Source organism: Streptomyces cathayae (assembly GCF_029760955.1).
Taxonomy (GTDB): domain Bacteria; phylum Actinomycetota; class Actinomycetes; order Streptomycetales; family Streptomycetaceae; genus Streptomyces; species Streptomyces cathayae.
On the sequence record NZ_CP121682.1, the window covers coordinates 5,813,423 to 5,828,446 of the forward strand.

General features: G+C 74.4%; 8 protein-coding genes and 1 pseudogene. 2 read left to right on the forward strand and 7 right to left on the reverse strand.

Going from position 1 to position 15,024, the window contains the following annotated elements; translation table 11 throughout:
- Positions 1-40 precede the first annotated feature (40 nt).
- The 5 genes from PYS65_RS26525 to PYS65_RS26545 all read right to left on the reverse strand — a co-directional run bounded on the left by PYS65_RS26525 (position 41) and on the right by PYS65_RS26545 (position 11,054).
- The gene (locus PYS65_RS26525) at positions 41-4,573 is read right to left on the reverse strand and encodes a cation-translocating P-type ATPase (RefSeq protein ID WP_279336449.1); all 4,533 of its coding nucleotides are present in this window, start codon (positions 4,571-4,573) and stop codon (positions 41-43) included.
- 356 nt (positions 4,574-4,929) lie between these two features.
- The gene (locus tag PYS65_RS26530) at positions 4,930-5,568 is read right to left on the reverse strand and encodes a GntR family transcriptional regulator (RefSeq protein ID WP_279336450.1); all 639 of its coding nucleotides are present in this window, start codon (positions 5,566-5,568) and stop codon (positions 4,930-4,932) included.
- A 292-nt stretch (positions 5,569-5,860) separates the two neighbouring features.
- Positions 5,861-7,636, reverse strand: coding sequence for a 2-oxoglutarate dehydrogenase, E2 component, dihydrolipoamide succinyltransferase (sucB, locus tag PYS65_RS26535; RefSeq protein WP_279336451.1), 1,776 nt, complete (start codon positions 7,634-7,636; stop codon positions 5,861-5,863).
- Positions 7,637-7,696: 60 nt separating this feature from the next.
- The gene (lpdA, locus tag PYS65_RS26540; protein WP_279336452.1) at positions 7,697-9,085 is read right to left on the reverse strand and encodes a dihydrolipoyl dehydrogenase; all 1,389 of its coding nucleotides are present in this window, start codon (positions 9,083-9,085) and stop codon (positions 7,697-7,699) included.
- A gap of 379 nt (positions 9,086-9,464) precedes the next feature.
- Positions 9,465-11,054 carry a leucyl aminopeptidase gene (locus tag PYS65_RS26545; protein WP_279336453.1) on the reverse strand — a complete coding sequence of 530 codons (1,590 nt, stop codon included), beginning with the start codon at positions 11,052-11,054 and terminating at the stop codon, positions 9,465-9,467.
- Positions 11,055-11,383: 329 nt separating this feature from the next.
- On the opposite strand from PYS65_RS26545, the pseudogene PYS65_RS26550 reads away from it, so the two are divergent.
- Positions 11,384-12,079: pseudogene (locus PYS65_RS26550) on the forward strand (endo alpha-1,4 polygalactosaminidase); the annotation flags it as partial.
- Between the two features lie 25 nt (positions 12,080-12,104).
- Here the strand turns inward: PYS65_RS26550 and PYS65_RS26555 are convergent.
- A complete protein-coding gene (locus PYS65_RS26555; protein ID WP_279336454.1) occupies positions 12,105-12,896 on the reverse strand; it encodes an adenosylcobinamide-GDP ribazoletransferase in 792 nt (263 codons plus the stop codon).
- Between the two features lie 60 nt (positions 12,897-12,956).
- Between PYS65_RS26555 and PYS65_RS26560 the strand changes: the two genes are divergently transcribed.
- Positions 12,957-13,703, forward strand: a complete 747-nt coding sequence (locus tag PYS65_RS26560) for a hypothetical protein (RefSeq protein ID WP_279336455.1) — start codon at positions 12,957-12,959, stop codon at positions 13,701-13,703.
- A 128-nt stretch (positions 13,704-13,831) separates the two neighbouring features.
- Here PYS65_RS26560 and cobT read toward each other — a convergent pair whose 3' ends face one another.
- Positions 13,832-14,917 carry a nicotinate-nucleotide--dimethylbenzimidazole phosphoribosyltransferase gene (cobT, locus tag PYS65_RS26565; RefSeq protein WP_279336456.1) on the reverse strand — a complete coding sequence of 362 codons (1,086 nt, stop codon included), beginning with the start codon at positions 14,915-14,917 and terminating at the stop codon, positions 13,832-13,834.
- Positions 14,918-15,024: the final 107 nt, after the last annotated feature.

Genomic DNA, 15,024 nt, shown 5'->3' on the forward strand with positions numbered 1-15,024 from the left:
GTGTGTCGTGCCGGGTACGACTCCTTTGTCGGCCCTGATGTCATCCAGCAGGCTGCACCCAGGTGTTCTGCAGGTGAACTTTCCTCAGCGCTCCGGCGGCGCCCCGCACCGCGAGGGGCACCAGCACCGACCCCGCCGCCGACGCCAGCGCGATCGTCCAGGCCGCGGGGCCCAGGGGCCGGCTGCCGAAGAAGTGGCTGAGCCCCGGCACGCTCACCACCACGCCCAGCACCACCAGGGACCCCACCGCGGCCACGGCCACCACCGGGTCGCGGCCCGCGTCCTGGAGCGTCTGGAACAGCTGGGAGGCCACCAGGGCGACCAGGGAGACCGTGTCGGCACGCCCCCGGGTGCCGGTGACCCGGGCGACGGTCCAGGCGGCCGTGGCCGCCGCCGTGGTGACGGCGGCACGCAGCCGGAGGTGACGGATCAGGGCCGTGCCGAGCGAGGCCTCCGGGCCCTCCGCGAGCAGCCGGTCGGGGTGGTCGGTGGGCGGCCGGGCGGCGATGGCCATGGCGGGCAGCATGTCCGTGAGCAGGTTGACCAGGAGCAGCTGACGGGCGTTGAGCGCGCTGCGCCCGGTGAACAGCGTGGTCGCCAGCGTGAAGGCGATCTCCCCCAGATTGCCGCCGAGCAGGATGCCCAGCGCCCTGCGCACCGAGCCCCACATGGCCCGGCCCTCGACGAAGGCGTCGACGATGGTCTCGATCCGGTCGTCGGTGACGACCACGTCGGCGGCGGCGCGGGCCGCCGGCGTGGCCCGGGAGCCGAGGGCGATGCCGACGTCGGCGATCCGGATGGCGGGCGCGTCGTTGGCGCCGTCGCCCGTGACGGCGACGGTACGTCCGGCCGAACGCAGCGCGGTGACGATACGGACCTTGTGCGCCGGGGTGACCCGGGCGAACACCGTGATGTCCGGCAGCGTCCCGGCGAGCGCCGCGTCGTCGAGGGCGTCCAGCTCCGCCCCGGTCATCAGGCGCGGCTCCTCCCCGGGCCGCAGCTCCCTGGCGATCGCGGCGGCCGTGCTGGGGTGGTCGCCGGTGAGCATGACGATGCGCACCCCGGCCCGCGCCAGCCGGTCCACGCTCTGCGCGGCGGTGGGCCGCACCGGGTCCGCGAGGCCCAGCAGGCCCAGCAGGCACAGCCCGTCGACCGCCTGGTCGCCGAGGTCCCCCGGGCCGGCGGGGGTGTTGTCGTCCTGCGGCGCACCCGCGGGCAGGACCCGCTCGGCGACCGCGAGCACCCTCAGGCCGCGCCGGGCCAGCCGGTCGACCTCCGCCTCCGTCCGCGCGCGCAGCCGCTCGTCGAACGGCTCGGTGGCGCCGCCTCGGCGGGCCCGGTCGCAGCGGGCCAGGACGACTTCCGGCGCGCCCTTGACCACGATCCGCGCCTCGCCGTCGGACCGCCCCAGCACGGCGTGGTAGCCGCGACCCGGCTCGAACGGCAGCTCGGCCAGCCGCTCCCAGACGTCCGTACCGAGCCCGGCGGCCCGGGCCGGGGCGGCGCCGAGCGACTCGGCCCCGCTGGCGATGGCCCGGTCGGTGGGGTGGGCGAGCGTCGCGGCCGCGCCCGGCGGACCGGCCAGGGCGGCCGTGGCGACGATCCGGCGCAGCGCCGGGGTGAGCCGGTCGAGCTCCGCGCACCGCAGGCCGTCGGAGACCTGCTGGAGGCTGATCCGGCCCTCGGTGAGCGTGCCGGTCTTGTCGAAGCACAGCACGTCGGTGCGGCCCAGCGCCTCGATGGTGGAGGCGCTGCGGACCAGGGTGTCGCGTGCGGACAGCCGGCGGGCCGCGGCCAGCTCCGCGACCGTGGCGACGAACGGCAGCCCCTCCGGTACGGCCGCCACGCACAGGCTGACCGCGGACCCCAGGGCGGCCCCCAACGGCCGTCTGCGCAGCAGGTCGACGGCGAAGAGGACCGCTCCCGCGGCGACGGACAGCGGCAGGAACCACCGGCCCAGCCCCTTCAGCCGCCGTTCCACCCCGCTCTCCGGCGGTGTGCCCTCGGGGCCCGCCTCGGCCGCGCTGCCGGCCTCGGTGGCGGTTCCGGTGGCGACGACCACGCCCAGCGCGTGGCCGGCCGCCACCGTCGTGCCCTCGTAGAGCATCGAGGTGCGGTCCGCGACCGCCCGGGCCGCGGTCGGCGCCGCGCTCTTGACGACGGGCAGCGACTCGCCGGTGAGGCTGGACTCGTCCACCTCCAGCCCCTGCGCCCGCACCACCCGGCAGTCCGCCGGGACCGAGTCCCCGGCCCGCAGCTCGATCAGGTCCCCCCGCACCAGGTGCTCGCCGGCCGTCTCCACCGGCTCCGCCTGGCCGGGGCGGCGCACCCGCACCCGCACCGAGGTGGCCTCGACCAGTCGCTCGGCCGCGCTGTCGGCCTGCTGCCGCTGCACCCCGCCGACCAGCGCGTCCACACCGAGCACCCCGCCGATCAGCACGGCGTCCAGCACGGAGCCGAGCGCCGCCGAGACACCGCCGCCGATCGCCAGGACGGGCGTGAGCGGATTGGCCAGCTCCTCCACGACCCGGCCGACCAGGGTGCCGGCTTTTTCGGTGCGGTCACGGCCCTCGAACTGCCCGCGCCGGGCGGCCTCGGCCTCGTCCAGTCCCTGGGGCGAGGTGCCGACCCGGGACATCACCTGGCGCACCGCCATGGCGTGCCAGGGGGTGCGCCCGGCGGCCGCCGGGGCCGGGCGTCCGTGCAGCCGCCACCCCGCCCAGAAGCCCGCGGCGACCGAGGCGATGCCCACCCCGTCGGTCACCAGACGGGCCCGCGCCCAGGCCCCCGGGCGGGGCACGAGCAGGGCGAGGGCCGAGCCCGCCACCGCACCGGCACCCTCCAGCCGGACGCACAGGCGGCCGATCCGCCGGGCCTCCGGCAGGGCGGTCAGCAGCAGGTGGACGACATCGGGCGGGGCGGCGACATCGGCGTCCCACGGCACGTGCCGCAGGACGCCGTCGACCGGCCCGATGCCCAGGTCCGCGCGGGCCAGGGCACGCCGGGTCCGTGCCGAGACCACCGCGACCCCGTGCCCCTCCGCCTGGAGGGAACGCACCAGGGCGGCGGTACGCCGGTGTCCGGTGGGCGCGGCCTCCTCGAGCCCGAACCGGAGGTGCAGCCCGGGCGGTCCGCCCACCAGCCGCACCTCACCGCACGCCCGGGCAGCGCGCACCAAGTGGTGGGCGAGCGGGTGCAGTTGGGGGGCCAGCGCGGCCACGGCCACCGGGGTGCCCGCCCGCAGGACGAGCACGAGCCGAGCGCCCTCCTCGACCCACCGCCGGGCCCGCGCGGCCATCTCCGCGACGGCCGTCTCCGCGAGGAAGAAGCCGCCGAGGGTGTCCTCGGAGCCGGCCTCCGGGCCGGGGAGCGGCCGTAGCTCCCAGCCGTCCCGCCGCTTCGGCGCCAGGGAGCCGGCGCCGTGCCGGCGGCGCCTTCCGGCCGGACCGTCCGGCTCGATCAGCTCGTGGATCCGTACGTGGATCTCGTCGTCGTCCGGGCCGTCGCCGTCCGCCGGGCTGTCGTCGTCCGGGCCGCCGTCCGTCGGGCCGTCAGCGGTCGGGCCGTCAGCGGTCGGCCCGGCGCCTCCCGGCCGGCTGCCGGGCGGTGGCAGGCGCAGTACGCCCTCGATCGTCCAGTCGTGGTCGGCCAGCAGACGGGCGTCGAGGACCACCGTGTCGATCCGGTCCAGGCGGCGCAGCGCCTCCGGCCGCAGCACCAGTGCCCCCCGCCCGGAAAGGGCCCGGTCCACCGCGCAGGCGAACGCCTCCCGCCCGAACCGGGGGCCGCGCGGTGTCCCCGCGATCAGCAGCGACAGCGCACGGTCCTGGTTGAACGTGCCGACCGACGTCAGAGCGTAGGCCGCGAGCCCCACCGGCGCCGCCACATTGGCGTACCGCTCGCCCGGTCCCGGCGGCAGCGGCGCCGGGCGCTCGTGAACCGGCACCGCGTCGTGGCGGTACGTCCCCTCGCGCACGCCCAGCCTGCGCGCCCAGTCCGCCCACGCCCCGCGGCACGCCTGCACCTCCGCGTACCGGGCGGCGGCCAGCGTGGTGGTCACCGCGAGGCCCAGCGGCCGGAAGGACAGGGTGCTCGCCAGCAGGTTCGCCACGGTGAAGCCGCGTTCCGTGGCGCTCTCGCCGATCCGGCGGGCGATGCCGTCGCGCAGCAGTGGCATGGACTCCGCGAACTGGATCACCGACATCACCGCCGGGTGCAGCCCCGGCAGCCTGAGCACGTCGCCGACCGACGCCACCCCCACGGCCACCAGGCCGGTGCCGAGCCGGACGGCCGCGCCGACCCGCGCCCGCGCGGCCCCGGGGTAGCCGACCGGGCGCCGCCCCCGGTCCGTCGCCCCGGTCCGCGGAACCTCCCCGTCAGCGGTGTCGGCGGCCGCGACGAGGTCGGCGACGGCTGTGAGGTCGGTCTCCGGCCCGCAGCCCACGTACACGCACCCCAGCGTGCCGTTCACCTCCGCGCGGCTCACCCCCGGTACCCGGCGCAGGGTGGCCTCCAGCCCGCGCGCCGCCGCTGCCGTACCGGGCCGCCCCAGTCGCCGGACCGTGATCTGCACGCCTCCCGAGGTTCGCCAGAGGCCGGGCGCACGCGACTGCGACGCCGGCCCGGCCGACGTGAGCGCCCCCGGGACGGCGGCCAGACCCCGTGCGAGGGACCGCGCCGCCGACGCCGCCGCGGTCACGGCACCGCGCGTCAAGGACAGGACGGACCCGGCGGACTCCGGGACCACGGAGGACAGCTGTGGCGGGATCACACGGCCTCCACCACCGGCCGACGGGGGCGTTGGTCACCGCCCTGGGAAACGACACGGTTCCCACCAGTATCGGTACGTTCCGCACGCTTCGCCCGGCGCGGCGGGACGCGATGGACCGGACGGACGGTACCGGGACCGGAACGGGCGGGGACGGGAGATCAGGCGGGGGCGTCGGCGGCGTGCGGCGCGCAGCCCAGCACATGCTCCTTCACCAGGCGGCCGATGTCCGGATCCTGCCGCCGGAACGCCGCGACCAGCTCCTCGTGCTCCTCGGCGTAGGACTGCTGGACCGTACCCAGCCAGCGGATGGACAGGGCCGTGAAGACCTCGATGCCCAGGCCCTCCCAGGTGTGCAGCAGCACCGAGTTGCCGGCCGCGCGGACCAGCTCACGGTGGAAGGCGACCGTGTGCCGCACCTGGGCCGTGCCGTCGGCCGTGCGGTCGGCCTCGTACAGCGCGGCGACATGCGGCTCCAGCGCCGAGCAGTCCTGAGCCAGCCGCTCCGCCGCCAGCTCCGCGGCGATCGCCTCGAGACCCGCCCGTACGGGGTAGCTCTCCTCCAGGTCGGCGGCCGAGAGGTTCCGCACCCGTACGCCTTTGTTGGGCGCCGACTCGATCAGCCGCAGCGACTCCAGCTCGCGCAGCGCCTCCCGCACCGGTGTCTGGCTGACCTCCAGCTCGGTCGCGATCCGCCGCTCCACGATCCGCTCGCCCGGCTGCCAGCGCCCGCTGATGATCCCTTCCAGGATGTGCTCGCGGATCTGTTCGCGCAGCGAGTGGACGACGGGCGCGGTCATGAGTGCTCCTTGGACAGGGCTCGTGAATCCGGGGCAGCCGTCCGAAAGGCCCCGTCGAGGGGCGGCGGACGGACGACGGACAGGACCCTTGAGGTCGATTGGCCCTTAGACAATACGGCTGACACACCTTCCCGGAGGGGCGCACGGGGCGCTTTCGCCCAGGTGAGACGAGGCTTACACAGCGCATACGGCGCGGCTCACGCCGTGCCCACGACAGTGCCCCCGCCCGGGAGCCTGGGAAGCTCCGGACGGGGGCACCGGTGACCGGGATCAGCGGCCGTGGATCACAGGGTCACAGGCCGAGCTCGACCTCGAACTCGCCCGCCTCCAGGATCGCCTTGACCGAGTTCAGGTAACGGGCCGCGTCGGCACCGTCCACCAGACGGTGGTCGTAGGAGAGGGTCAGGTAGGTCATGTCGCGGACGCCGATGACCGTGCCCTCCTCCGTCTCGATGACGGCCGGACGCTTGACCGTGGCACCGATGCCGAGGATCGCGACCTGGCCCGGAGGCACGATGATCGTGTCGAACAGCGCGCCGCGCGAACCGGTGTTGCTGATCGTGAAGGTCCCGCCGGACAGCTCGTCCGGAGTGATCTTGCTGGCCCGGACCTTGCCCGCCAGGTCGGCCGTGGCCTTGGAGATACCGGCGATGTTGAGGTCACCGGCGTTCTTGATGACCGGGGTCATCAGGCCCTTCTCGGAGTCCACCGCGATACCGATGTGCTCGGTGTCGAAGTACGTGATGGTCCCCTCGGCCTCGTTGATCCGGGCGTTGACGGCCGGGTGGGCCTTCAGCGCCTGGGCGGCGGCCTTGACGAAGAACGGCATCGGGGAGAGCTTGACGCCCTCACGGGCCGCGAACGACTCCTTGGCCCGCGCCCGCAGCTTCATCAGCCGGGTGACGTCGACCTCGACGACCGAGGACAGCTGCGCCTGCTCACGCAGCGCCTTGACCATGTTGTCGCCGATGACCTTGCGGATCCGCGGCATCTTCACGGTCTGGCCGCGCAGCGGCGAGGCCTCGAGGACCGGGGTCCGCCTGGCCGCGGCCGGAGCGGCGGCCGGAGCCGCGGCGGGGGCGGCCTTCGCGGCCTCGGCGGCGGCGACGACGTCCTGCTTGCGGATACGGCCACCGACGCCGGTGCCCTTGACGGTGGACAGGTCGACGCCGTGCTCGGCGGCGAGCTTGCGCACCAGCGGGGTCACGTAGGCGCCCTCGTCGGTCGGCCGCGCGGCGGCCGGAACGGCAGCCGGGGCGGCCGGAGCCGGGGCGGGGGCCGGGGCAGCCGGGGCCGGAGCGGCCTGCGGGGCAGGAGCCGGGGCCGGAGCGGGAGCCGGGGCGGCCGGCGCGGCCTGCTGCGGGGCCGGGGCGGGCTCGGGCTGCGCCGGGGCGGCCGGAGCCGCCGGTGCCGGAGCGGCCTGCGGGGCGGCACCCGGAGCGCCGATGACGGCGAGCTTCGCGCCCACCTCGGCGGTCTCGTCCTCGGCGACCGTGATCTCCAGCAGCACACCGGAGGTGGGCGCCGGGATCTCGGTGTCGACCTTGTCGGTGGAGACCTCGAGCAGCGGCTCGTCGGCCTCGACGCTGTCGCCGACCGACTTCAGCCAGCGGGTGACGGTGCCCTCGGTGACGGACTCGCCGAGCGCGGGCAGGACCACGTCCGTGCCCTTGGCGGAGCCGCCGCCGACGGCGGCCTCGGCGGTGGGAGCGGGCGCCGGGGCGGCCTGCTCGGTGGAGGGGGCCGCGGCGGCCGGCGCGGGAGCCGGCTCGGGCGCCGGGGCGGCGGGCTGCTCGGCGGCCGGGGCCGGAGCCTCGGCGGGGGCGCCGCTGCCGTCGTCGATCAGGGCCAGCTCGGCACCGACCTCGACGGTCTCGTCCTCGGCGACCTTGATGGAGGACAGCACGCCGGAGGCCGGAGCGGGGATCTCGGTGTCGACCTTGTCGGTGGAGACCTCGAGCAGCGGCTCGTCGGCCTCGACGCGCTCGCCCTCGGCCTTCAGCCACCGGGTGACAGTGCCCTCGGTGACGCTCTCACCGAGCGCCGGAAGGGTTACGGAAACCGCCATGGTTTCGGTTGCTCCTTAGATGTGCGGAAGTCTGTGTCGTCGTGCCCGTGACCGAAGGCGTCAGTCGTGGGAGTGGAGGGGCTTGCCCGCGAGGGCCAGGTGAGCCTCGCCGAGCGCCTCGTTCTGCGTCGGGTGGGCGTGGATCAGCTGCGCGACCTCGGCCGGCAGCGCCTCCCAGTTGTAGATCAGCTGAGCTTCGCCGACCTGCTCGCCCATACGGTCACCGACCATGTGGACGCCGACCACGGCACCGTCCTTGACCTGGACGAGCTTGATCTCGCCGGCGGTCTTGAGGATCTTGCTCTTGCCGTTGCCCGCCAGGTTGTACTTCAGGGCGACGACCTTGTCCGCACCGTAGATCTCCTTGGCCTTGGCCTCGGTGATACCGACGGAGGCGACCTCCGGGTGGCAGTACGTCACCCGCGGCACGCCGTCGTAGTCGACCGGGACGGCCTTCAGACCGGCCAGCCGCTCCGCCACCAGGATGCCCTCGGCGAAGCCGACGTGCGCGAGCTGGAGCGTCGGGACGAGGTCGCCGACGGCGGAGATCGTCGGGATGTTGGTCCGCATGTACTCGTCGACGAGGACGTAGCCGCGGTCCATGGCGACCCCGGCCTCCTCGTAGCCCAGGCCCTGCGAGACCGGGCCGCGGCCGATGGCGACGAGGAGGACCTCGGCCTCGAACTCCTTGCCGTCGGCGAGGGTGACCTTGACGCCGTCCTGGGTGTACTCGGCCTTCTGGAAGAAGGTGCCCAGGTTGAACTTGATGCCCCGCTTGCGGAAGGCACGCTCCAGCAGCTTCGAGCTGTTCTCGTCCTCGACCGGGACGAGGTGCTTGAGGCCCTCGACGATCGTGACGTCGGTGCCGAAGGACTTCCACACGGAGGCGAACTCGACGCCGATGACGCCGCCGCCCAGCACGATCGCGGACTTCGGCACGCGGTCCATGACGAGGGCGTGGTCCGAGGAGATGATCCGGTTGCCGTCGATGTCCAGGCCCGGCAGCGACTTCGGCACGGAGCCGGTCGCCAGCAGGACGTGGCGGCCCTGGATCCGCTGACCGTTCACATCGACGGAGGTCGGCGACGACAGTCGGCCCTCACCCTCGATGTAGGTCACCTTGCGCGAGGCGACCAGACCCTGCAGGCCCTTGTACAGGCCCGAGATCACGTCGTCCTTGTACTTGTTGACGGCCGCCATGTCGATGCCCTCGAAGGTGGCCTTCACACCGAACTGCTCGCTCTCGCGGGCCTGGTCGGCGATCTCGCCCGCGTGCAGCAGGGCCTTGGTGGGAATGCAGCCGTTGTGCAGGCAGGTACCGCCGACCTTGTCCTTCTCGATCAGGGCGACGTCCAGGCCCAGCTGCGCCCCGCGCAGCGCCGCGGCGTAACCACCGCTGCCACCGCCGAGGATCACTAGGTCGAAAACAGTGCTGGCGTCGTTCGCCACGTCACGTCCTCCATGCATGTGCGCCACGCCGGTCTCCAGTGACCGGTCGGCGGCTGGTGTCCGGCCGCTTTTGCCTTCGGCCCTTCGGTGGGGCCCTGTCCTGCCGAGCCCTATCCTCGCACTTGTCCGAGCCGAACGAGACGTGGGGCAGGGGTGTGACACGTCCCACGTTCGAACGTCCGCCCGTCACACGCGTGAGGACTTCCGGGACCGCATGCCCCGGAACCCGCGGCGGAACCCGCCCCGGAACCCGCGGCGGAACCTGCCCCGGAACCCGCGGCGGATCCGGCGCCGGATCCGCATGCGCGCCGGCCGCCGGCGGGGCCCCGTCCCACCCGGGTACGGGGCCCCGCCGGCGACCGGTCGCCGACCGAGTGGCTCAGCCCAGGTCGCCGGCCGCCGTCTGCTCCGCGAGGCGGACCAGCGTCCGTACCGCCGAGCCCGTACCGCCCTTGGGCGTGTACCCGAAGGGGCTGCCCTCGTTGAAGGCCGGACCGGCGATGTCGAGGTGGGCCCAGGTGATGCCCTCGCCGACGAACTCGCGCAGGAAGAGCCCGGCGACGAGCCCGCCGCCCATCCGCTCGCCCATGTTCGCGATGTCGGCCGTGGCGGAGTCCATGCCCTTGCGCAGGTGCTCCGGCAGCGGCATCGGCCAGGCGGGCTCGCCGACCTCCTCGGCGGCCTCGTGCACCGCCGCGCGGAAGGCGTCGTCGTTGGCCATGATCCCGAACGTGCGGTTGCCCAGCGCCAGCATCATCGCGCCGGTCAGGGTCGCGACGTCCACGATCGCGTCCGGCTTCTCCTCCGAGGCCGCCCACAGCGCGTCGGCGAGGACGAGCCGGCCCTCGGCGTCGGTGTTGAGTACCTCCACCGTCTTGCCGCTGTACATGCGCAGCACGTCACCCGGGCGGGTGGCGGAACCGGAGGGCATGTTCTCGGCCAGGGCCAGCCAGCCGGTGATGTTGACCTCGAGACCGAGGCGGGCGGCGGCGACGACCGCGGCGAACACGGCGGCGGCACCGCTCATGTCGCACTTCATCGTCTCGTTGTGCCCGGCCGGCTTCAGCGAGATGCCGCCCGAGTCGTAGGTGATGCCCTTGCCGACGAAGGCGAGGTGCTTCTTCGCCTTGGCGGAGGTGTACGACAGCTTCACCAGCCGCGGACCCGACGCCGAGCCGGCGCCGACGCCGAGGATGCCGCCGTGGCCGTCCTTGGCCAGTGCCTTCTCGTCGAGCACCTGCACCTTGATGCCGTGTTCCTTGGCCGCGGCCTGGGCGACGGCGGCGAACGCCTCGGGGTCGAGGTCGTTGGGAGGGGTGTTGATCAGGTCGCGGGCCCGGTTGAGCTCCTCGGACACCGTGACGGCACGCTCCACGGCCGCCTTGTACGTCTTGTCGCGGGACTTGTCGCAGAGCAGCACGGCCTCGGCGAGGGGCGCCTTCGCGTCCTTCTTCTTGCCCTTGCCGCCCTTGTCCTTGTTCTTGGGGTCCTTGGGGTTCTTGGGGTCGTCGTTCTTGGGGGCGTTCTTGTAGGCGTCGAAGGAGTAGGCGCCGAGCAGGACGCCCTCGGCGACCGCGCCGGCGTCGGCCTCGTCCGTCAGGGGGAGGGCGAACGCGGCCTTCCTGGACCCGGCGAGGGCGCGGGCGGCCACACCGGCCGCCTTGCGCAGTGCCTCGGGGTCGGGCGCGGCGTCCTTCTCGGGCTGGGTGCCCAGACCCACCGCGACCAGGAGCGGCGTCTTGAAGCCGGCCGGCGCGGGGAGCTTCGTCACCTCACCCTCGGCGCCGGACGCGCCGAGGGTCTCCAGGATGCCGGTGAGCCTGCCGTCGTAAGCCTTGTCGACGGCTTCAGCGCCCGGTGCGACGACCAGGCCCCCGGCCTCGGACGCAGTGCCCTTGGCGACACCGATCACGATCGCGTCGGCCTTCAGACCGGGGGTCGCGGCGGTGCTGAGAGTGAGAGCAGTCACGGTGGTGAATTCTCGCTTCCGATGTGAAGTTGCTGTGGCCGAAAAGTGTGGGTCGGCCGGGCCCGGTGCCGGCCCTGACGACGACCTGGCGGTACGGTCTCGTCGGGGCCTGCCCCGGTACGGCGCACACTGCGGACGAGCCTACGCGCGTCTGTGCGTGCGCTCCCTCGCGCGGTCTTCACCGTTCGGTGACGTGACGGACACCTTCCGGGCCCCGCCCCCCCGGAGACCACCCGGTGAGACGCGCGTGAGACGAGCCGCAGGACGGCGCGGAAGCCTGCTCGCCGCCGTGTGGACACTGGTTCCCCCGCTGCCCGCGGCCTGCACGGCCACCCCGGCCCGGCACTGGCTGGCAGTGGCGGCCCGGCGGGCGTCCGGACACCTCCGTCGACGTCCCGGTCCACGGCATCGACGGCTTCGGCCACTCCGGGGACACGGTCGCGGCGCTGCACCGCGACGGCCGGAAGGTCATCCGCTACCTGGCCACGAGCGTATGGGAGGACTTCCGCCCCGACGCCGGCGACTTCCCCGCCGCGGTGCTCGGCCGGGGCAACGGCTGGAAGGGCGAACGTCGGCTCGACATCCGGCGTACCGGCCTCCTGGAGCCGATCATGGCCCAGCGGTTCGACAGGTGCCGCGACAAGGACTTCGACGCGGCGGAGCCGGACAACCCGGACAACAGGGACGGTTGACGCAACCGCGCCGGGTTCCCGCTCACCGCCGCCGACCAGCTCCGCTACGACCGTCTGGTCGCCCGGCTGGCCCACGAACGCGGCCTGGCCGTCGGCCTGAAGGACGACCTCGACCGGATCCCGCAGCTGGTCGGCGACTTCGACTTCGCGGTCAACGGGCAGTGCGCCCGGTACGGCGAGTGCGCGCGGCTCACCCCGTTCGCCGAGGAGGACAAGGCCGTCTTCCGCGTCGAGTGCGAGCTGCCCGCCGACCGGTTCTGCGCCGACTCCCGGCGGCTGAGGCTGAGTTCGCCGCTCAAGAAGTACGAACCAGGGCTTTGGCGCCGCGCCTGCTGGGGCCGGTGCGGGCTTTGTCTCCTCAGCCCAGTACCGCGACGACGAGCGCGGTCGTCGCCGCGGTCTCCGCGAGCGAGCCGAACACGTCGCCGGTGACCCCGCCGAAGCGGCGGACGCAGTGCCGCAGGAGCAGCTCCGCGGCCGCGACGGACAGCAGTACCGCGAGAACGGCACGGACGGCACCGTCCACCCCGAGCAGGGCGCCCCCGGCGGCGGCCGCCCCGGCCACCGCGAGGGCGACGCCCACCGCCCCCGCCGGCGGGACGACCCCGGCGACGGCGGCCCCCAGCCCCCCGGGCCGGGCGGGCGGCACCCCGGCACGCGCGGCGAGGGTGAGGACGAGCCGGGCCGTGACCGCCGCGACCACGGCGGCGAGCGCGCCCCGGGCCCAGGAGTGGCCGTACGCCTGGGCCAGCGCCGCCACCTGCGCCAGCAGCACGAGGACGAGGGTGAGCACGCCGAACGGCCCGATGTCCGACTGCTTCATGATCCGCAGCGCGTCCTCGGCCGGCTTTCCGCTGCCGAGCCCGTCCGCGACGTCGGCGAGCCCGTCGAGATGCAGCCCGCGGGTGAGTGCGGCGGGCGCGGCGACGGTGGCGACGGCGGCGAGCGGCGCGCCGGCCCCGAGGAACAGCAGCAGCAGTCCGCAGGCTGCGGCCACGGCGCCGACCGCCAGCCCGGTCAGTGGGGCGCACAGCATGCCGCCGCGTGCGGCAGGGCGGTCCCAGCGGGTCACCTCGACGGGGAACACGGTGAAGGTGCCGAAGGCGAAGCGGAGGCCGTCGGCCAGGGAGGTCGGGAAGGGCGCGGGCACCGGCGCAGATTACCCGGCGGTCGGCAGGGCGCCCCCGGCAGCCGTGGATAAAGTGCGCTTATGGGACATTGGTTGCAGCGGAACATCGTCGAACCGGGCAAGCTGCCGCTGCTCCTCGCCCTCACCGCCTTCGTCCTCACCTTCCTGGTCACCCGGGCCGTCACCCGGCTGATCCGGGCCGGCAAGGGCCCCTTCGGCAACGTCGAGGCGGGCGGTGTGCACATCCACCACGTCGTACCCGGCGTGATCCTCACCGTCGTCGGCGGCTTCGGCGCGGTGGCGAGCGGACGGCACGGCTTCGGTGCGGCGCTCGGCGCGGTCGTCTTCGGCATCGGCGCCGGCCTGGTCCTGGACGAGTTCGCGCTGATCCTGCACCTCCAGGACGTCTACTGGACGGAGGCCGGCCGCCAGAGCGTCGAGGTGGTCGTCATCACCGCGTCCCTGGTCGGACTGCTGCTGGCCGGGTTCTCGCCGTTCGGCGTCGACGACGTCACCCAGGGCGAACTCCAGGGCCGTGCGAGCGTCGCCCTGGACGTGGCGCTCAACTTCCTCTTCTCGCTGATCGCCCTGAGCAAGGGCAAGGCCAGGATCGCCGTCTTCGGCGTGATCGTGCCCGTCGTCGCCCTGATCGGCGCGCTGCGCCTGGCCCGTCCCGGCTCCCCGTGGGCCAGACGCTTCTACCGGCGCCGGCACCGTGCCCGCGCCAGGGCCCTCCTGCGGGCCTACCACCACGACCGCCGCTGGTCCGGCCCCCGCAGGGCCTTCGAGGACTGGCTCGGCGGCACCCCGGACCCACCCCGCCCCTGACCAGGGGCGCGGGGAACTGCGCGAGCAACCACCCACCGGCCCGCACCTCGGGGTCGAAGGGGCAGCGCCCCTTGAGGACGGGAAGGGAAGGGGCGGCGGGGGCGAGGAAAAGGGGCGGACGCCCCCGGTCACTCGGGCTTTTTCGGCTCCCCGGGCTCTCCGGGCTTTTCCGGCCTCTCCGGAAGCTCCGCCGCCAGCGCCGCAGCCGCCTGCACCAGGGGAAGGGCCAGCAGGCCACCCGCACCCTCGCCCACGGTGACCCCGTGGGTGAGGAGCGGCTCCAGCGCCATCCGGTCCAGCGCCTTCGCCTGCCCCGGCTCCCCGCTGTCGTGCGCGGCCAGCCACCAGTCCGGCGCCCGGAACGCGATCCGCTGGCCCACCAGCGCGCACGCCGCCGTCACGACGCCGTCGAGCACGACCGGCATCTTCCGCACGGCGGCCTGCAGCAGGAAGCCCGTCATCGCGGTGAGATCGGCTCCGCCCACCGCCGCCAGCAGCCGCAACTGGTCGCCGAGCACGGGCCGGGCCCGCCGCAGCGCGTCGCGGATCGCCGCGCACTTGCGCATCCAGGCCAGATCGTCGATGGCCAGCCCGCCGCGCCCGGTGACCACGGACGCGTCCGTCCCGCACAGCGCGCCCACCAGCACGCCCGCCGCCGTGGTGCCGCCCACGCTCACATCGCCGAGCACCACCAGGTCCGTACCGGAGTCGGCCTCCTCGTCGGCCACCGCGACCCCGGCCCGGAACGCCGCCTCGGCCTCCTCGAGGGTCAGCGCGTCCTCGATGTCGACGCGTCCGCTCCCGCGCCGCACCCTGTGCCGTACGACGTCCTCGGGCAGGGTCTTCGGATCGCAGTCCAGGGCCATGTCGACCACCCGCACCGGCACCCCGAGCCGCCGGGCCAGCACGGAGACCGGACGGCCGCCCTCCAGCACCTCGCGCACCAGCTCCCCGGCGCTGCCCGCCGCCCGCGCCGAGACGCCCAGTTCGGCGATCTTGTGGTCACCGGCGAAGAGGACGACCCGCGGCCGTTCGACCGGCCGCACCGGCACCGCGGACTGCGCGGCGGCCAGCCACTCGCCCAGTTCGTCGAGGCGGCCCAGCGACCCGGGCGGTACGACCCGGCGCTCGCGGTACGCCTCCGCGTCACGGCGCACCCCGCCGTCCGGACGCTCGATCAGATCGGTGAAGTCGTCGAGATTAAGCGAGCTCATTCGCCGAACAGTACCGGCCCTGGTCGAACACCACGGAGTCCCAGGCATCGTCGTCGACTTCCCGCCCGCCGGGTGACGCCACCCCGACGTCGTTACGCCTCGGACGG